This is a genomic window from Pseudomonas sp. LTR0 (genome assembly GCF_036630035.1).
In the GTDB taxonomy this organism is placed as follows: Bacteria; Pseudomonadota; Gammaproteobacteria; order Pseudomonadales; family Pseudomonadaceae; genus Aquipseudomonas; species Aquipseudomonas putida_Y.
The window spans coordinates 2,437,897-2,455,460 of the sequence record NZ_CP123734.1; the positions used below are offsets into that span (position 1 = coordinate 2,437,897).

17 protein-coding genes and 1 pseudogene are annotated in these 17,564 nt (G+C 60.9%); 9 read left to right on the forward strand and 9 right to left on the reverse strand.

Annotated elements, in window-relative coordinates; translation table 11 throughout:
- Positions 1–205: 205 nt before the first annotated feature.
- From QCL51_RS11205 to QCL51_RS11245, 9 genes are all read left to right on the forward strand, one after another.
- Positions 206–1,039 carry an urease accessory protein UreD gene (locus QCL51_RS11205; protein ID WP_021782338.1) on the forward strand — a complete coding sequence of 278 codons (834 nt, stop codon included), beginning with the start codon at positions 206–208 and terminating at the stop codon, positions 1,037–1,039.
- A gap of 9 nt (positions 1,040–1,048) precedes the next feature.
- Positions 1,049–1,351, forward strand: a complete 303-nt coding sequence (locus QCL51_RS11210; RefSeq protein WP_003253929.1) for an urease subunit gamma — start codon at positions 1,049–1,051, stop codon at positions 1,349–1,351.
- 19 nt (positions 1,352–1,370) lie between these two features.
- Positions 1,371–1,688 (forward strand): urease subunit beta, encoded by a 318-nt coding sequence (locus tag QCL51_RS11215; protein WP_010953752.1) that lies wholly within the window; start codon positions 1,371–1,373, stop codon positions 1,686–1,688.
- Positions 1,685–3,388 carry an urease subunit alpha gene (gene ureC / locus QCL51_RS11220; RefSeq protein ID WP_053870397.1) on the forward strand — a complete coding sequence of 568 codons (1,704 nt, stop codon included), beginning with the start codon at positions 1,685–1,687 and terminating at the stop codon, positions 3,386–3,388. Before QCL51_RS11215 ends, ureC begins: the two co-directional genes overlap by 4 nt.
- A gap of 9 nt (positions 3,389–3,397) precedes the next feature.
- The gene (gene ureE, locus QCL51_RS11225) at positions 3,398–3,901 is read left to right on the forward strand and encodes an urease accessory protein UreE (protein ID WP_021782340.1); all 504 of its coding nucleotides are present in this window, start codon (positions 3,398–3,400) and stop codon (positions 3,899–3,901) included.
- Positions 3,902–3,919: 18 nt separating this feature from the next.
- Positions 3,920–4,465 carry a HupE/UreJ family protein gene (locus QCL51_RS11230; protein ID WP_028697228.1) on the forward strand — a complete coding sequence of 182 codons (546 nt, stop codon included), beginning with the start codon at positions 3,920–3,922 and terminating at the stop codon, positions 4,463–4,465.
- The gene (locus QCL51_RS11235) at positions 4,465–5,139 is read left to right on the forward strand and encodes an urease accessory UreF family protein (RefSeq protein ID WP_021782342.1); all 675 of its coding nucleotides are present in this window, start codon (positions 4,465–4,467) and stop codon (positions 5,137–5,139) included. Before QCL51_RS11230 ends, QCL51_RS11235 begins: the two co-directional genes overlap by 1 nt.
- A gap of 11 nt (positions 5,140–5,150) precedes the next feature.
- Complete coding sequence (ureG, locus tag QCL51_RS11240) at positions 5,151–5,774, forward strand: urease accessory protein UreG (RefSeq protein ID WP_012052571.1); 624 nt, start codon at positions 5,151–5,153, stop codon at positions 5,772–5,774.
- 263 nt (positions 5,775–6,037) lie between these two features.
- Positions 6,038–8,506 (forward strand): phosphatidylinositol-specific phospholipase C domain-containing protein, encoded by a 2,469-nt coding sequence (locus QCL51_RS11245; protein WP_258035625.1) that lies wholly within the window; start codon positions 6,038–6,040, stop codon positions 8,504–8,506.
- Positions 8,507–8,708: 202 nt separating this feature from the next.
- Here QCL51_RS11245 and QCL51_RS11250 read toward each other — a convergent pair.
- The 9 genes and pseudogenes from QCL51_RS11250 to QCL51_RS11290 all read right to left on the reverse strand — a co-directional run.
- Positions 8,709–8,817: pseudogene (locus QCL51_RS11250) on the reverse strand (thioesterase); the annotation flags it as partial.
- 125 nt (positions 8,818–8,942) lie between these two features.
- The gene (locus tag QCL51_RS11255; RefSeq protein WP_021782344.1) at positions 8,943–9,671 is read right to left on the reverse strand and encodes a thioredoxin family protein; all 729 of its coding nucleotides are present in this window, start codon (positions 9,669–9,671) and stop codon (positions 8,943–8,945) included.
- A gap of 93 nt (positions 9,672–9,764) precedes the next feature.
- Complete coding sequence (locus QCL51_RS11260; protein ID WP_084850765.1) at positions 9,765–11,966, reverse strand: LTA synthase family protein; 2,202 nt, start codon at positions 11,964–11,966, stop codon at positions 9,765–9,767.
- Positions 11,967–12,101: 135 nt separating this feature from the next.
- Positions 12,102–13,382 carry a hypothetical protein gene (locus QCL51_RS11265; RefSeq protein ID WP_028697226.1) on the reverse strand — a complete coding sequence of 427 codons (1,281 nt, stop codon included), beginning with the start codon at positions 13,380–13,382 and terminating at the stop codon, positions 12,102–12,104.
- A gap of 46 nt (positions 13,383–13,428) precedes the next feature.
- Complete coding sequence (locus QCL51_RS11270; RefSeq protein WP_021782346.1) at positions 13,429–14,181, reverse strand: hypothetical protein; 753 nt, start codon at positions 14,179–14,181, stop codon at positions 13,429–13,431.
- A gap of 45 nt (positions 14,182–14,226) precedes the next feature.
- On the reverse strand, positions 14,227–14,907 hold the full coding sequence (locus tag QCL51_RS11275; RefSeq protein WP_021782347.1) for a C39 family peptidase: 681 nt from the start codon (positions 14,905–14,907) through the stop codon (positions 14,227–14,229).
- Between the two features lie 61 nt (positions 14,908–14,968).
- Entirely contained in the window at positions 14,969–16,420 is a 1,452-nt protein-coding gene (locus tag QCL51_RS11280) for a heme utilization protein (protein ID WP_103444515.1), read from the reverse strand.
- Between the two features lie 49 nt (positions 16,421–16,469).
- Positions 16,470–17,048 (reverse strand): adhesin, encoded by a 579-nt coding sequence (locus tag QCL51_RS11285; protein WP_103444514.1) that lies wholly within the window; start codon positions 17,046–17,048, stop codon positions 16,470–16,472.
- Between the two features lies 1 nt (position 17,049).
- Positions 17,050–17,487 carry a hypothetical protein gene (locus QCL51_RS11290; protein WP_021782350.1) on the reverse strand — a complete coding sequence of 146 codons (438 nt, stop codon included), beginning with the start codon at positions 17,485–17,487 and terminating at the stop codon, positions 17,050–17,052.
- Positions 17,488–17,564: the final 77 nt, after the last annotated feature.

Consider the following 17,564-nt stretch of genomic DNA (forward strand, 5'->3'; position numbering starts at 1 on the left):
CCCTGCTTTGTGCGCCATCCCCCCGTATGCCCGATGCCAGAGCGGGCGCAGCATAAGTTTCATCATCCTTCACCTGCGGAGTTGGCCCGCAACCTGCTATATCCAGCCTGCGAATTTGATCGAGTGGTCAGGCCGTGCGCGCTAGCAGCCGCCCGCGCCAGACCCTCTAAACGGCCAGCAGGCCACGGATTTCAGGGGCCGCAGGATGTCGCTCGCGGAGCAGATCGAACAACAACAAGACGATGCAGGCTGGAGTGCTCACCTGCAGTTGCGCTTTGTGCAGCGTGACAGCGTGACCCGCCTTGGTGCGTGGAGGCATTTTGGACCTCTTTTGGTGCAGCGGCCTTTTTATCCGGAGGGTGCGCCATGCCATGTCTATGTCTTGCACCCGCCGGGCGGCATCGTCGCCGGCGACCGTCTGGAACTGGACATTCACCTGGAGCCGGGTAGCCATGCGCTGCTGACCATGCCTGGCGCCAGCAAGTTCTATCGCAGCATCGGCCCGACCGCGCGGTTGGCCCAGCGCTTTCACCTGGCCGCGGGCAGCACCCTGGAGTGGCTGCCGCAGGACAGCATCTTCTTCTCAGGCGCCCGCGCCAGCCTCGCCAGCCGTTTTACCCTCGAGCCGGGCGCCCGCCTGTTGGCTTGGGAAACCCTGTGCCTGGGCCGCCCGGTCATGCACGAGCGTTTCGACCACGGCGCCCTCGACAGCCTTTTGCACATCGTACTGCCTGACGAGGTAGGCCTGCATGAGCGCCTGCGTCTCGAAGGCGGGCACCTGGACAAGCTTGGTGGGCATCCGCTACTCGCCACCTTCTGTGCCGCACCGGCCGATCAGGCCGTGCTGGAGCAGGTTCGCCCGCTGCTCGATGAACTGGGCAACCCGGCCGGTGCGACCCTGCTTGGGTCGTTGCTGGTGATCCGCCTGCTCGACCATGACAACCAACACCTGCAACGCACCCTGCAACGCCTGTGGCATGTGCTGCGTCCGGCCATCCTCGGCCTGCCAGCCTGCCCGCCGCGTATCTGGGCTACCTGAGAGAGCGCCATGGAGCTTACCCCGAGAGAGAAAGACAAACTGCTGCTGTTCACTGCTGCGCTGCTGGCGGAGCGGCGTCTGGCCCGTGGCCTGAAGCTCAACTACCCGGAGGCCGTGGCGCTGATCAGCGCCGCAGTGCTCGAAGGCGCCCGCGATGGCCGCACAGTCGCCGAACTGATGAGCCTGGGGCGCGAAGTGTTGACCCGTGAGCAGGTGATGCCCGGTATCGCTGAGATGCTTCACGACGTGCAGGTCGAAGCGACCTTCCCGGATGGCACCAAGTTGGTGACCGTGCATGACCCCATCGTCTGAAACCGCCAAGGAGCATTGCATGATCCCAGGTGAAATCCAGGTCGCCGCGGGCGACATCGAGTTGAACAGTGGCCGAGAAACGGTCAGCGTCAGCGTGGCCAACCATGGCGACCGGCCGGTGCAGGTCGGCTCGCACTACCACTTTTACGAGGTCAACGACGCGCTGGTGTTCGACCGTGCGCCCACCCTGGGCTTTCGCCTGGACATTCCGGCCGGCACTGCCGTGCGCTTCGAACCGGGTCAGGCGCGTACCGTGCAACTGGTGGCTTACGCCGGCAAGCGTGAGGTCTATGGCTTTCAGGGCAAAGTGATGGGCGCGCTGGAGGGCAGGGCATGAGCCGTATTTCCCGTCAGGCCTATGCCGACATGTTCGGGCCCACGGTTGGAGACCGCGTGCGCCTGGCCGACACTGCGTTGTGGGTGGAGGTCGAGAAAGACTTCACCATCTACGGCGAAGAGGTGAAGTTCGGCGGCGGCAAGGTCATTCGCGATGGCATGGGGCAGGGCCAGATGCTGGCGGCCGAGGCCATGGACCTGGTGTTGACCAATGCGCTGATCATCGATCACTGGGGCATCGTCAAAGCCGACATCGGTATCAAGCATGGACGTATCGCGCTGATCGGCAAGGCCGGCAACCCCGATGTGCAGCCGGGCGTGAACGTGCCGGTCGGGCCAGGGACCGAGGTAATCGCGGCCGAGGGCAAGATCGTCACCGCCGGGGGGGTCGATTCGCATATCCACTTCATTTGCCCGCAGCAGGTGGACGAGGCATTGAACAGCGGTGTCACCACGTTCATCGGCGGCGGAACCGGGCCGGCTACCGGCACCAATGCCACCACCTGCACGCCCGGCCCCTGGTACCTTGCGCGCATGTTGCAGGCCGCCGACAGCTTGCCGATCAACATCGGGTTGCTCGGCAAGGGCAATGCCTCACGGCCTGAGGCACTGCGCGAGCAAATTGCCGCAGGTGCTGTCGGGCTCAAACTGCATGAAGACTGGGGCTCTACGCCAGCGGCCATCGACTGTTGCCTGGGCGTGGCCGAGGAAATGGATATCCAGGTAGCGATTCACACCGACACCCTCAACGAGTCGGGCTGTATCGAAGACACGTTGGCGGCCATCGGCGACCGCACCATCCACACCTTCCATACCGAAGGTGCAGGAGGCGGCCATGCCCCGGACATCATCCGTGCAGCGGGGCAGGCCAACGTGCTGCCATCCTCGACCAACCCGACCTTGCCTTACACGATCAACACCGTGGACGAGCACCTGGACATGCTCATGGTCTGCCACCACCTGGACCCGAGCATCGCCGAGGACGTGGCCTTTGCCGAGTCGCGCATTCGCCGCGAAACCATCGCTGCCGAGGACATCCTTCACGACATGGGCGCCTTTGCCATGACCTCGTCCGACTCCCAGGCCATGGGCCGGGTTGGCGAGGTGGTGCTGCGCACCTGGCAGGTGGCGCACCAGATGAAGTTGCGCCGCGGGCCGCTGGCACCAGACACCCCTTACAGCGACAACTTCCGGGTCAAGCGCTACATCGCCAAGTACACCATCAACCCGGCGCTCACCCACGGCATCGGTCACGAAGTGGGCTCGGTGGAGGTCGGCAAGCTGGCTGACCTGGTGCTGTGGTCGCCAGCGTTCTTTGCGGTCAAGCCGGCCCTGGTGCTCAAGGGCGGGATGATCGTTACCGCACCCATGGGCGACATCAACGGCTCCATACCCACCCCCCAGCCGGTGCACTATCGGCCGATGTTCGGCGCGCTGGGTGCGGCGCGGCATGCCACACGCATGACATTCCTGCCTCAGGCGGCAATGGACCGCGGGTTGGCCGAGGAGCTGAACCTGCGCAGCCTGATTGGGGTGGTCAACGGCTGCCGGCGGGTACGCAAGCCGGACATGGTCCACAACACCCTGCAGCCGCTGATCGAAGTCGATGCGCAGACCTATCAGGTGCGTGCCGATGGCGAGCTGCTGGTCTGCGAACCGGCCAGCGAACTGCCGCTGGCCCAGCGCTATTTCCTGTTCTGAGGAGCACCCATGATTGTCTTGAACCGCCGTATCTCCGAACCCGGCACGCGGGTTGTCAGTGGCACTGTCACCCTCGACGTGGACAGCCGTATCAAGAGCCGCCTGCGAGTAACCCTGGACGATGGCCGCGAAGCCGGGCTGATGCTGGAGCGCGGCCACCTGCTGCGCGGAGGTGAATTGCTGGCCGATGCCGAGGGCACTCAGCTGATCCGCGTGTTGGCGGCGCCCGAAGCGGTGTCCACGGTGCGCTGTACCGATCCACACCTCTTGGCCCGCGCCGCCTACCACTTGGGTAACCGCCATGTGCCGCTGCAGATCGAACCCGGGCTGTTGCGCTTCCAGCACGACCATGTGCTGGACGACATGCTGCGGGGGCTGGGCCTGACGGTAGAGGCCGAACAGGCCCCGTTCGAGCCTGAAGCGGGCGCCTACCAAAGTGCACCGCATGGCCACAGCCACAGTCATGCCCATGGCCACGATCACCCGTTCGTTCGCCTGCCTGCCCATTCCTGAACTGCCCTGGAGCAACCGATGAAAAAGACTTTCGCCCTGTTTCTGTTGATGCTGGCACTGCCAGCCTTCGCCCACCCAGGCCATGACAGCAACCCGCTGCAGGACGGCCTGCTGCACCCGCTGACCGGGCTTGATCACCTGCTGATGCTACTGGGCACCGGCGTGCTCGCCGCGTTGACCCGGCGCAACCTGACGTTGCCCCTGGCTACTCTGGCGGCCATGTTCGGTGGTGCCGTGTGCGGTCACCTGTTCGGCGATGTGCTGGGCATCGAGACCCTGATTGCCGTGTCGCTGCTGGTGGCTGCCGGGGCGGTACTGCTGCCGAGCCGCCAGTTGCTGCTGGCCATGGCCATGCCGGTGTTCGCCTTGTTCCATGGCTGGGCCCATGGCGTGGAAGCCACGCCGAGCGCTTTCTGGCAATTCAGCGCGGGGTTTGTCGCGGTCAGCGGCTTGCTGCTGGCGGCAGGCTTTGCAATCGGTTGCCTGCTGCGCCGCCACAGCGGCCTGCAGAAGGCCTTTGGCGGTGGCCTGTTGGCCGGCGCCGCGCTGGTGCTGGCCGGTTGATGAACAGCGACCTGGCGCTGCTGCGCCTGCTGCAGTTGGCCAGCCCCGGCTTGCCAGTGGGTGGTTTTACCTATTCGCAAGGCCTGGAGTGGGCGGTTGAGGCCGGCTGGGTTCGCGGCGTGGACAGCTTTGCCGGCTGGCAGCGTGAGCAGCTTCACGACACCTTGGCTTGCCTTGACTGGCCGGTGTTGGCGCGTCTGTATCACGCCTGCCAGGCCGAGGACGCCGAAGCGTTCGGCCACTGGAGCCGGTTCTTGCTGGCCAACCGCGAAACCGCCGAGCTGCGCCTGGAAGAACAGCAGCGCGGCGCGGCGCTGGCGCGGTTGCTTGACGGCTGGCAACTGGGCCAGGCACCGGCCTGGCGCACCAGCCTTGAGCTGACCCAGTTGGGCGGCATGGCCTGGCTGGCCGCGCACTGGGCCATCCCGTTGCGCCAACTGGCATTGGGCCATGGCTTTGCCTGGCTGGAGGGCGCAGTCATGGCCGGGGTCAAGCTGGTGCCGTTCGGCCAGCAGGCTGCCCAGACCTTGCTGCGCGATCTCGGCGCCGACTTGCCCGCTGCACTGGACCAGGCACTGGCCCTGGGCGATGACCAGCTTGGCGGCGGCCTGCCGCTGCTGGCCATCGCTTCATCGCGTCACGAAACCCAATACACCCGTTTGTTCCGTTCCTGAGGACTGCCTGCATGCAAAGCTATCAACAACCCCTGCGCGTCGGTGTCGGCGGCCCAGTCGGCTCTGGCAAGACCGCACTGCTGGAAGCGCTGTGCAAGGCCATGCGCGATCACTACCAGATTGCCGTGGTTACCAACGATATCTATACCAAGGAAGACCAGCGTATTCTCACCGAGGCCGGCGCCCTTGAGCCGGAGCGCATCGTCGGCGTGGAGACCGGCGGCTGCCCGCACACGGCCATTCGTGAAGACGCCTCTATGAACCTGGCGGCAGTCGAAGCGCTGGCGCGCAAGTTCGGTAACCTCGAAGTCATTTTCGTGGAAAGCGGCGGTGACAACCTCAGCGCTACGTTCAGCCCGGAGCTGGCCGACCTGACCATCTACGTGATCGACGTGGCCGAGGGCGAGAAGATCCCGCGCAAGGGCGGCCCAGGCATTACCAAGTCCGACTTCCTGGTGATCAACAAGACCGATCTGGCCCCTTATGTAGGGGCTTCACTGGAAGTGATGGAACGCGACACCCAGCGCATGCGGCCGCAGCGGCCCTGGACCTTTAGCAACCTGAAGAAGGGCGAGGGGTTGCAGGCGGTGATCGACTTTATCGTCGAGCGCGGGATGCTGGGTGCGCGAGCCTGACAGATCGAGGTCCCTGCGGGCTTGTCCCGCGAAGGGACCGGTGGTAAATGAATTACGCGCGTTTGTTGAACTGCGCCAACGCTGGCAACAGTTGCTTGTCGATGGCCAAGGGCACGGGCCCCGGTAGCTCAAGGCTTTCCGGGGTTTTTTTCGTCTTCGCGTTTGCTATTTCCCAGCCCCAGAACTGATATTTTTGCCAGTAGCAGCCTGTGCTTGCCGAGTGCAATGCTGACATCCCCTATAACGGAAGCAGGTGGATGGTCATGACTGAATTGGCGAGCGACGAATTCGAAGAGATCAGTTATATCAGCCCCTCCGGGGACGTGCTCATCCGTGTCTACACCCCTAAGCAATGTACAGACCCGGTGGACTGGGGCGAATTCGAAGAAATTGAACGTCCGGCCATGCTTGTCAGGCCTGGTATGTTTGACATGGAGGTAGTGACACTTACCAACCCTGATGGCCGTTGGAGGCGAAGGATTGGAACGGCCAGGCCCACAATGAATGCAGCACCCTTCGCAGCTAGTGAAAGTGCTCCGTTGAGCGATACCAATTCACCCTTCGTGAAGCACAGTCTGCAGACTGACGGTCAGTCAGAAGCACAATACGCCGATGGTTGGGAGATTTTATATCACGACGGGTCAGGTGTCAGGTTCAGTCTGTACGCTGATGGTTTTACAGGTGATCTTTCGGACTATGAATTCGCTCTTCCCTATTGGATTAGGGATGCTGAGGATAGAATTGTCCACGGGGCTTGTAATTTTGAAGAGTTGAGTACGCTTGGCGCGACCTGGGCATTTCGACCTTTGGTACTGCGCGCCGGGAAAAAGGCGCGAGCCGAGGCAGTTCAACCGCAGGCAGACGTGGAGCAGACGTATCACGATAACAAGGTGCATTTCCGGTCCAAATATGGCCAACCCTTTGGAACGGCTAACGAGATTGTTTACGGCTCCTACGAAATTACGTCGGCGAAGGTTTCCAGTGGCCAAGATCCTGATAACTATATCGACCCACCGTTTACAAGAAGTTTCTCCAGCAATGGAACTATGAGCTTCAAGGTGGGGCGGCACGGTACGGACGCTGTCGCGAACTGGTTCAGTAGCTACATCAGTGATTCCGAGAATACGTTCGGGCATGCTCCCGATAAACTCAATTTTGGTTTCAAAGGCACGTTGAAGCTGACCGTGACGGGCGGTAGTTTCAGTGGCATGGACCAAACGCTGGTATTCAAGGACGTTTTCATCGCTCAAGGTCATACAGGAACATCAAATAACTGGTGGTTCGGCGCCATTGGTGCCCGCAACCCGGACGATGGTAAGCGTTGGGTTCGAGTGGAGGGTAAGGCGCCGACGCCGTACGGGGAGTTTGATGCCTCGATGTATTTTCAGCGCGGCGGAGAGCCGCTCACGGACGACGAAATATTCGTATACGAGGGATCGCTAAATGCGCTGCCCACCGAGGCGTGGATGACCAGATTGATAGGTACGACTCGCGTGCAAGATATGGTGCTTCCCGGCAGCCATAACGCTGGCATGTATGGCCCACTGCATAATTGCACCGGGGGAGGCTTTGGTGAGGCAGCATCTAGAGCGCAACGCGCCTCCATTGCGGAGCAACTCCGGATGGGTGTTCGTTACCTGGATATCCGGGTCGCTCGCGCTGATGGTCAACTGCTTTGTTACCATCGGACAGGCACCGGCACGGGGCCGGGATGCGACGGCGCGACGCTCGACGAAGTACTCACCTCCGTTGACACGTTCTTGACAGAAAATCGCGGAGAGTTCGTGATCTTGAGCTTCACGCATATACCCGACGCTGACGTCTCAGCCATTCAAACGATGATTAATCGCCATGCGAATCGTCTGCACAAAGTCAGTGCCGAACCGGGTGAGCGCAAACCGGTGAACCAATTTATCCTGGAGGATTTGCGCGGGAAAATGCTGGTGGTCAGTGAAGGGTTGATGGATGCGCCTGACTCAGGTTTTTATAGAAAAACAAGGGGTCCAAACTCTTTGGGGGCGTATCAAATTGTGGATGATTACGCTAATTCGAAAGACACAGAAGCTGTGATAGAAGATCAGTTGGGTAAGTGGGCAAGGCATGTGCCGGGTGAATATGGCGTCGGCTTCATGCTCAACTGGACTCGCACCCCGCAGAGCGGGGCGGATTCGGTCGAAAAAATGGCGAAAGTCATCAATGAAAAACTGGCACACAATCTTAACAGCTACCCGGCTATCTGGAGTGCCCCGCAGGTGGTTTTGCTGGATTTTGTGACGCCGGGGTATGTCAACTCCATTGTCAATCAAAACCTCGCATATGTTTCACGGCGCGACGAAGGCGATGAAGTGGAACCACCCGTTGGGGCGCGAGTCAACGTGAACATATATCCACTGCCACTATTTGACGGTGACCCGGTCCGTAAAAAACTACCTTTCGGTTCGTTGATTCCACTCTGGAGGGAAACAGCCATCAGCAACGAGGGCGGAAGCGTGCGTTTCGCGGCGCGGCCTTACAATCGTAACAGGTTGATTACCTTTGGCGGGTTGGGGTTGCTGTGCTTCAGGCAATACATCATCACTAAAGACTTTGAAGGTGATGGCTTTGAGGTGCCGTTGCTGTCGGATGTACCTACTAGTCTACCCAAAGGCGTCCGGGAGATACGATGGATAGGCACCAATGCCAAAATAAGATGGTTGCATCTGCTTCAATACGGCAAAGTGGATACTGAATAATACAACGTCTATTTTCTGTGCTGTCGCGAAACACGCAGTGTGTTGACTTTCGGCGAGCAACTGGTGGCTCCGTTGATTGTTCTACCACTCAGGTGGGTAAGGGCAGCCCGATTATCCTCCCGGTAAATTCGGCTGGCGGCGCGTCAGCGTGCACCTGCATCAAGGTATCCAGCAGCGTTTGACTGGCGAGGGAGAAGAGCGCCGCTCTTGGCCCCCGCCAGTTCAGCGTGAAGCGGCAACTGTTCGCTTGCGGCCAGTACGCCCTCGAACCCGTCCCGGTGCAACATGTGGTAAATATGCACGCGTTTTTGCGGGCAACCATCAGCGTTAATGCCAACCCTGCGGGCATGCCCACGAAGAAACCAACGCGGTGGATGGCACCGGCTCTGCCGGTGTTCGCTGGTAAAACCGTTTCCACAGGTGCGTGTTGCCTGCATCATCTGTGACAACAGTGAGGCTTTTCCGGGTGCCCTTCATAGCGGTCATGGTGCCGCACCCAGTCCATGGTCCCACCTTCGTTGCGCCCCAGTGGCGCAATGTCGAGGAAGTTGTAGGTGTTGACCAGTATGTCCAGCCCGCGGGCGTAGGTTGAGTAGGTGTGGTAGACGCTGCCGTCGGCTTCGCGGAAAAATGCACTCAAGCCGGGCAGCTCGCTTTCATTGCCCTCATACGGCTCATAGTTGTACTGCCGCTGGCCTTCACGGCCGACACTGACGCCAAAGTCCTCGTTGAAGTCGCTGCCATTCGACGAATACCACGGGAACTGCCAGCCCATGCGCTGGCGAAATGCCTGGAATTCGGCATACGGCGCCCGAGACACCGCCACCAGCGACACATCGTGGTGTGCCAGGTGCAGGTTGGCGCCGTCAAAGTGATCGGCCAGAAAAGAGCAGCCGGGGCAGCCCTCGCTCCAGCCCTCGGCGAACATGAAGTGGTAAAGCAGCAACTGGCTGCGGCCTGCGAACAGGTCGGCCAGGCTCAACGCGCCGTCTGGCCCGAAGAAGCGGTAATCCTGCTCGACCTTTACCCAAGGCAAGGCGCGACGGGCTGCAGCTAGCGCGTCGCGGTGGTGGGTAAACGCTTTTTCGTGCAGCCACAGTTGCTGGCGAGCCGCCAGCCACTGGCTGCGGGAAACCACCGGGTGCCTGCTTGCGCTGGTGCTCATGGTGCTGTCTCCTCGCTGGGGATTCACACCTTGGTCGAGTACGACCGGGTCGAATCGACAGGCACCGGTGGCCGGGCGATGAGCGGTACCGGCTCAGCCCGAATGGGCGATATGCCCCTCGGCCAGTTCATCGGCGCCGTCATCCTCGCCAGGCAGGGCGGTGATTACGCTGAAGTCGCTGACTTCTACCTTGCCGCCGCCATAGCCCAGCAAATGGAAGGAAAACGCCTTGCGCTCGGTCGGGTTGTCGAAGCTGAACTCCATCTCCAGGGGCGCGTCGGCGGTGACCTTCACCTCTTCTGGCAGGCCCAGCGGCACGTCTTGTTCCAACTGCTTGGCCTTGAGCCGGATATAGGCCACACGTTTGGGGTCCAGCGAGCGTACCTTGACCCGCACGCGGGTGTGCGAGCCTTCAGGCATTTCCAGGTACTGGGCGCCAATCAGGTTGTCGGCCCAGTCATCGTGAATGCGCTTGCGCAACTTGATCGGTGAAGGGCCGCCGAACTGGTAACGCAGGTTGAGCGGGGTTTGCAGCAAGGATTGGTCGAGCACCCCGGCCAGGGCGCTGATCTGCTGGCCCAGCAGGCTGTCGGCCGGACCGAGGTAGCGGGCCTGGTCGGCGATGAAGCCTTCACTGGCATAACGCCGGCAGCGCTGCTGGAAGTCACATTCGGTGAACAGGCCCTGGCCGTTGTGGTAGCGCAGCATGCCGTTGGTGTAAGAGATCATCTCTCGGCCGCTGTCGTAGTCGCGGTACAACGAGCGGCCGCCAAGCGCGACAGGAATGGGCAGTGCGAAGTAGTCGAGCAGCGAGGCGGCCAGGTCGATGTGACCGTAAGTACCGCGCTTGATGGTTGGCAGTTGGGCCTGCTCTGGCGCCAGGGTAAGGTTGAAGCCCCAGGACGAGGCCAGGCGCACGCCATCGATGCCGTGGGACTCGTCGGAAGTCAGCACCACCAGTGTGTCCTTGAGGACGCCCTGGCGCTCGAGATTGTCTAGAAATGCCCCGACCGCGTCATCCAGGTAGGCGACCGCTGCCTGTTTCGGTGTGTCGTAGCGCTTGAGGTACTCGGCCGGCGCCGAATAGGGCTGGTGGGTGCCCACGGTGAGCAGCGTCAGCATCCATGGCTTGTCCTGCTTCTGCAACTGGCCCACATAGCCCAGGGCGCCTTCGAAGAAGGCGCGGTCATCCTTGCCCCATGGGAAGTCCAGGTAGTTCTTGTTGCTGAACCACTCCTGACCATGCACCGAATCGAAACCGATGTGCGGCATGATGCGGTCTTTGGCCATGAAGCGCAGGCCCGCGCCTTGCAGGTAGTGGGTGGTGAAACCGGCCTGGCGCAATTGTGCCGGCAGACAGGCCTGGTTGCGTTCGTTCTGGGTCAGCAGTTCCACGCCCTTGGGCGTGCCATTGGCCAGCTTGTCGTAATCGCCGCACAGCATCGCATACAGGCCACGGATGGTCTGGTGGGTGTGCAGCACGTAGTCTGGGGTGTTCATGCCGCGCTCGGCCCACTTGCTGAGCCTGGGCATCAAGTCCTCATTGAAACGACTGTTCAGCGCCTGGCGGTTAGGCCGCAGGTAGGCGCCGGGGATGCCTTCCATGGTAATCACCAGCAAGTTGCGGGCGCTTCCCGGGCCGGCAAGCAGCCTTTGCCCATGCAGGTCGGATTGAGTCAGGCCGCTGCTGGCGAGCGGGGTGAAGGTTTGTGTGCGGCCCATCCAGCCTTCGACCTGGCGTTGCAGGTTACCGACCCCGGCAGACATCAACTGGTGGGGGAGGTTGTATTGCCGCCACTGGTCGGCATCGGAAGGTAGCAACTGCTGGCTGCCCCAATGCGCGCCAAACAGCAGTACGGGTATGGCCCAGGCCGTGCGCGGCAGTGGCTGGCTGGCCTGTGCACGGCTGCGCCACGCACAGGCCAGCCAAGCCAGCAAGCCGCCACCCAGGGCCCAGGGCAGCCAGGCATGGGCCAGGCCGCCACCGGTTGAATTCTCCATGAATTGCGGGTCGAACAGGTAGTTCAGGTCGGCGCTGGTGGGCAGTCGGCCCACTGCGCTTACCAGTTCGGCCGAGGCCACCCACAGCGCCGCCCAGGCCAGCAGCACGGGCAGCGCAAGCCACCACGGCCTGCGGTGTAGCAGCACGATCAACAGGCTGCCAAGGGCGAGGTCGGACAGGTAACCGAACGGGTTGGACCAACCCAGCATGGCGCGCGTACCCAGTGGGATCACCAACACCAGGGCCGCCAAAGCGGCAAACCGGGTGCGTGGGTGGTCGGACAGGTTCTTCACAAAAACTTCCCTTTTGCCATTAAATCGTCATGCATCTGTGCTTGATGATAACAGGCCAGGGCAGGGAAGGCGGTCGATTACAAGGTTGGTAACCAAAGCCGGGGTTGTTCGCACAGCCCCGGCCGATGGCAACTATCAGAAGTAATAAGGGAATTTCAGGCTGAAGGAAAAGTCAGGTGCATCATCGGTCAGACCAATGGACAGGTTGGGTACGATGGTCAGGTTGTTGGTGGCGGCGAAGGTCATGCCAATGTTGAAGTTGGCGGCGTTGTAGTCACTGTTGGAAATCGATTGCCAGTCGCCGCCATCAGGTTTGATCTTGCTCTTGCGGGCGAACTGGTCGGACACCGAGAACGACATGCTCATCTTTTCGTTCAGGGCAAAGGCGATGCCGCCGCCGATCTGCCATGAGTCGCCGAGCTTGACGTCACCCGGCACCTTGCTGTTCACCTGTGGACTGATGTCGCTGAACGAGTCTTGCATGTTGTAGGTGTAGGACAGGCTGCCGAACAGCACAGCCGGGTCGAAGGTCTTGACCAGTGAGATGCCCGGTGTGATCGACCATACACCGTTGCCCGTCGGTAGGCTTTCCGGTACCGCGAGGTTGTTGTTGCCGTCCACTTCGCGCAGTTTGATGCCATAGGGGTCCTTGCCGGTCGGTGCCTTTACTCGCAGGGTAGCCACAGCGTCCGGCCAGGTTTCGTCCTCGTCGAGGAATTTATAGGCCACTCCGACGTTGATATCGCCGATTTCCGGGTCGCGGGTCACGGTGGCATCGGAAGTGGTTGCCCCGGCCCCCCCTGCACCGCCAGACGAATAGGTGGACTCGCGGTAGACCACTGGGACGTTGATATCGAACTGCCAGCGCTGCGCCAGGTTATAGCGCGCGGTCATGTCCAGGGTCCAGTTGTCAGCCTTGATCCGGTCGAGGTTGATGCTGCCGAGGAAGATCGAGTCCAGTGCCAGGAAGCCATTGAGGGTCAGCGCACGGGTATCGTAATGGGTATAGGTGAGGCCGGTTTCGAAGCTGAACTTGCCCCCGCCAAAGAATCCGCTGGCTTCGTCATACAGGTTGGTAACGCTTTGCGCCGGCTGGGAGTCGGCCGTCAGCGCCTGGCCGTAGGAGCTACCTGTAGTGCCCGGAGCCCCAGAAGCGACGGTTTGCGCACCTTTTACCCCCTCGGCGGGAGACCTGACCAGGCGTCTGGGCGGCGCTGCAGCAGGGGTCTCCTCGACCTGGCGCACACGTTGCTCCAGCACCATCAGTGCCTGTTGTTGTGCCTCATAGCGGCGTTTGAGTTCAATCAGTTCCTGTTTCAGCGCTTCGACCTGTGGGTCGGCGGCTGCGTAAAGTGCTGTGGCTGGGGCCAAGGCAGTCAAGCACACAAAAGCTCTGAGCGTAAAAGATCGGTACATGGAGTTGCCGTCCCTTCCAACTACTTTCGATGAGACTGAGCGTAGATCAGTATCCGAAGGTGCGAAGACCTTTGAGCTGGTCGAGGCTACCGCTGAGCGAAGCCGCTGTAGGCACGCTCTCACGCATGACAACGTTCAGGCTGGTGACGTTGTTGACCAGGTTACCGTTGCCGAGCAGCGTCGAGTTCTGCAGCAAGCCACCCTGGGCCAGGCGTTGCACGCTGCTGCCCTGGTTGTTGCTGGCATTGATGTTGAGCTGCACGCCCACACCGCTGGAAGACACACTGAGTGCGCCGGCGCCATTCTCCCCGACCAGAGTCTGGCCGGCGGCCAGTACCTGGCCGTGCTGTTGTACGGCGGGGGCGTGGTTGGCTTTGGTCACGTTGATATCGACGTTGTTGTAAGCGGCGTTGTTGTCACCGGCTGCACGCACCACCTGGGTCACACCTTCGGTGGTGGTCAGGCCGTTGCCGCCCGTTACCACGCCAGTCCCGGCAGCAGAAGCGCTGTTCGGTGCCGTACCTGCGCCTTTTTTATCAATCATCGATACATAGAACTGGGGCTTGATGGTCGATTGCTGAACCTGCAGCGTGGACGTTGCCCCGATCACATCCCCTTTGGCATTTTGCCAGGTGCTGGACATGATGATACCGAAGCTCACGATTCGTCCGGGCATCACATAGCGGCCCCGCAGGTTCGCCAGCTCCTGGTCCTTCAGTTCGATGGGTTTGAATGCCTCTGCGTGACTGGGCAGGCTGGCTGCCAGACAGGCCATGGCCAACCACAATGAAGTCTTCATGAAATGCTCCCTGGAGCATCATGCTCCTTGTCATTAGAACAGTCGTTAGAAGAAGTCGCTTCTGATGAAGCCGAAGTCCAGCAACTCTGAGTCCTGCACGGGGGTGAAGTTGTTCACCCGGCCCTTGGCGGTCAGTGGCATGGGCGGGTCGAGCAGGATGTTGTTCTTGTCGTAACCCTGGCCGATCACCGCGAAGATGATGCCGTTCCAGCCCTTGAGGAAATCATCGACCTTGTATCGTTTGTGGCCCAGCACCGGATCACCGATGTACACCCAGCCTTTGTCGACTTTCTGCATGACCACGAAGTGCTTGTAGCCGCGCACATCCATCAATACCACGACGGGAATGCGCACGCTGTGCAGGGTTTCGGGCGCCACCCGGTAACCGCGGGCACGCATCCCCAGGCTTTCGACGTAGTGCTTCATGTCGAGCATCGAGAAGCCTTGCGTGCGCACAAGGTCCTGGTCGGCGTGGGCCAGCATGCCTTCGATGATCTGATGTTCGTCCACATCCAGCCAGTAGGCCTGGCGCAGGATGGTTGCCAGCGCGGCGGCGCCGCAGCTGAAGTCGGTCTTTTGTTGCACCAGGTCAGCGAACTTGCGTTCACGCAAGCTCTGGATCGGTTTGAACACCACGGCGCCGCCCGGCAGGACGGACAGGGGCATTTGTGCAGCTTCGCTCACGCTGGCCAGGCACAGCAAAAACGCCAAGGCGAAAATACGCATGATCGGGTGCCTTACGGTGTGTTGAAGAAAGGCCCCCCGAAGGGGGCCTCAAGCACAGCGGTCAGAACGAGGTGTTGGAGATGGCCAGCGAGTTGCTTTGCTGGTTGCCCACACCGGCTGCTACGTTCACGCCCAGGTTACCGCTGCCACCATTCACCGAACCGCTAAGGGTTGCAGTGTTGGTAACTGGGTTGGCCCAGCCGGTCGGGGTCAGCACTTGGAAGGACACAGTATTGCTCAAGTCGTAAGCGCTGCTTTCGCTGTAGCTCTTCGAAACGTCGTTCGAGGATTGTTTCGATTGCTCGCCAGACTTCGAGAAATCGGACGCTGAAGCATTCTCGTACGAAGAGTCGTGAGACTTGGAATACGAAGAGTCTTTCGACTTGTCATACGCCGATTGATGCGACTTGTCGTAGTTGGAGTCGAATGCTTTCTCGAACGACGAGTCGTATGCACTTTCGTGCGACTTGTCGACCGATGCATCCAGCGACGCACTCAGCGAACCATCGAAGGAGTTGGTGTGGCTGCGCTCGTAACGGCCATAGTCGGTGGTATGGGTACTCGTGGCGTTGGCTGCAGCGTCCAGCGAAGCTGACAGGCTGGCGCTGCTCGACGCGCTGTGGCTGCCGCTGGCAGAGCCACTGGCACCCCAGCCGCTCGAGCCACTTGCGCTCGAGTTGTGGGAGCCGCTGGCGTTGCTGGATTGCGAGCCGCTGGAGTTCCAGCCACTGGAGCCGCTGGAGCTGGCGCTATGCGCACCGGCAAGGCGGAAGCTCGAGGACGAGCTGCGGTCGTCGGACGAGTTGAACGAGCCATCACGCGAGCTTGAACCGCTGGCCGACTTGGTGATGGTAATCGTATCCACACGGTAGGTGCGGTCAGCGCTGTTGTTTACAATCAGGCCTGGGCCGTCCTGATTGGCCGAAGCGGTGGCGGTGGCGTTACCCAACGGGGCGCCGGTGTTGGCGATGGCCATGGTGTTTTTCTGCTGGTTGAGGTCGCCACCGGCAATGTTGATGCCAATGTTGCCCTCAGCCCCGCTGGCTGAACCGCTCATCACAGCCGAAGACTGGGTCGAATAGTTGTCGACCCGGTTGTTTCTGCTGGTTTGCACAACGTCAGCCGTGGCACTGGCCATGCCGAACACGAAGCTGTTGTCCAGGCTCGAGTCGGAGCCTGCGTTGGCAATGGCGGCGGCGTTATCTTGCTGGTTGCCGTTACCGGCCGCCACGTTTATGCCAACGTTGCCGCTGGAGCCGGTGCCAGAGTCACTCATCTCGGCATCGTTGATGGTGCCTTGGTTGGTGATGCGGTTACGCGTGCTGGTCTGGGTATCCCAGGCATTGGCCGTTGCATACACAGGGATCTTGGTGGGTGGAGGCGTGTGATGACCATTGTTATGGTGGCCGTTATGGTGGTCATTACGCCGATCATTTTGCCCAGCTTGTACAGCAACAGCCATGACCGCAGCAATTGCGAAAACCAGAGGCTTGATTGCCATCGAGGGTTTCATGGTGATTCTCCGTACGCTATTAGGTTAAGTGTCGTTCTTAACTGCAGGGTCAATCCGCGACCCGGATGCTCAAGGTGTTGGCCATTCGGTTTCCCACCCCGGCACTCTGGTTCAACTGGATCACCCCCCGGCTACCGGTGAAGGCCTGGTCACTGGTGGTGACCTGGCGATAGCCTGCTGGAATGTCAGTTGCTCCGGAGTTGTTGATCAGCGCCACGTTCTGTTGCATGAGGACGCTGTCGTCGATGCTTTGCGGCTGCGCACCAATGCTGATGTTCAGTGCGTTGGCTTGCTGGGTGTTGGCGCCTGCACTCTGGTTGACCCCCAGGGCGCCGCTGCCGTTGCTGAACGCGGTGCCCTGGATGGTCGAGCGGGCGTCCATTGCGGGGTCGGCGGGCGTGTTGAGCCGTTGCCGGATCTGGGTACTTGCATGGGCTTCGGGGCCGACGGCGATGGCACGCGCATTGACCTGCTGCTGTTTGTCGCCAGCGGCCTGGTTGACAGAGAGGTTGCCCTGATAGCGGCTGCCGGAGCTGTCGATATAGGCGTTATTGATGACGGGAACCAGGGATTGCGCGAAGGCCGGTGCAGTGCAAAGGGCGGCCAGCATCAGCAATGTGCGCTTCATCTCACTTGCCCCCGCCGGTCAGAATCTGCAGCGGCGCGAGGCCACGCTGCACGCTTGAGTTGACCATGTTCGAGATACCGTTACCCGACCCCGTACCGCGTCCGCCCGCCAAGTTGGGAAGCTGGTTCTGGTTGCCGAGGTTGCCACCCAGGTTGTTGGTCTGCTGGGTGATCATGTTGCTGATGCCTGCGCCACTGCTGACGCTGGCGAAGTCGCCATCACTCAGCTCGCTGGTTTGCTTGAGCACGTAGGCCGACGGGTTGGCATTGACGGTGGTAGGGCTTGGGTCTGGGATCAGGGGGGGAATGGTTGCGTTGCGCACCTGCACATCGCGCTTGATGATGATGATCCCCTTGTCCGCCTGAGCCGTCAGGCTTAGTGACCCCAGTACACAACCCACCAGTAATAGGTGATAGAGGCGTTTGTCACTTTTCCTCACGGCGGCAACTCCTTCTTTGGCCCTGGTCAGCAATGCGAACGACAGAGCAGAAGGTGTGCCGCTTTTTAGAATCCTTT

Excerpts from the sequence above, each read along its gene's own strand:
- QCL51_RS11205 (WP_021782338.1), top strand. The coding sequence starts at position 206 with ATGTCGCTCGCGGAGCAGATCGAACAACAACAAGACGATGCAGGCTGG.
- QCL51_RS11210 (WP_003253929.1), top strand. The coding sequence starts at position 1,049 with ATGGAGCTTACCCCGAGAGAGAAAGACAAACTGCTGCTGTTCACTGCT.
- QCL51_RS11215 (WP_010953752.1), top strand. The coding sequence starts at position 1,371 with ATGATCCCAGGTGAAATCCAGGTCGCCGCGGGCGACATCGAGTTGAAC.
- ureC (WP_053870397.1), top strand. The coding sequence starts at position 1,685 with ATGAGCCGTATTTCCCGTCAGGCCTATGCCGACATGTTCGGGCCCACG.
- ureE (WP_021782340.1), top strand. The coding sequence starts at position 3,398 with ATGATTGTCTTGAACCGCCGTATCTCCGAACCCGGCACGCGGGTTGTC.
- QCL51_RS11230 (WP_028697228.1), top strand. The coding sequence starts at position 3,920 with ATGAAAAAGACTTTCGCCCTGTTTCTGTTGATGCTGGCACTGCCAGCC.
- QCL51_RS11235 (WP_021782342.1), top strand. The coding sequence starts at position 4,465 with ATGAACAGCGACCTGGCGCTGCTGCGCCTGCTGCAGTTGGCCAGCCCC.
- ureG (WP_012052571.1), top strand. The coding sequence starts at position 5,151 with ATGCAAAGCTATCAACAACCCCTGCGCGTCGGTGTCGGCGGCCCAGTC.
- QCL51_RS11245 (WP_258035625.1), top strand. The coding sequence starts at position 6,038 with ATGACTGAATTGGCGAGCGACGAATTCGAAGAGATCAGTTATATCAGC.
- QCL51_RS11255 (WP_021782344.1), bottom strand. The coding sequence starts at position 9,671 with ATGAGCACCAGCGCAAGCAGGCACCCGGTGGTTTCCCGCAGCCAGTGG.
- QCL51_RS11265 (WP_028697226.1), bottom strand. The coding sequence starts at position 13,382 with ATGTACCGATCTTTTACGCTCAGAGCTTTTGTGTGCTTGACTGCCTTG.
- QCL51_RS11270 (WP_021782346.1), bottom strand. The coding sequence starts at position 14,181 with ATGAAGACTTCATTGTGGTTGGCCATGGCCTGTCTGGCAGCCAGCCTG.
- QCL51_RS11275 (WP_021782347.1), bottom strand. The coding sequence starts at position 14,907 with ATGCGTATTTTCGCCTTGGCGTTTTTGCTGTGCCTGGCCAGCGTGAGC.
- QCL51_RS11280 (WP_103444515.1), bottom strand. The coding sequence starts at position 16,420 with ATGAAACCCTCGATGGCAATCAAGCCTCTGGTTTTCGCAATTGCTGCG.
- QCL51_RS11285 (WP_103444514.1), bottom strand. The coding sequence starts at position 17,048 with ATGAAGCGCACATTGCTGATGCTGGCCGCCCTTTGCACTGCACCGGCC.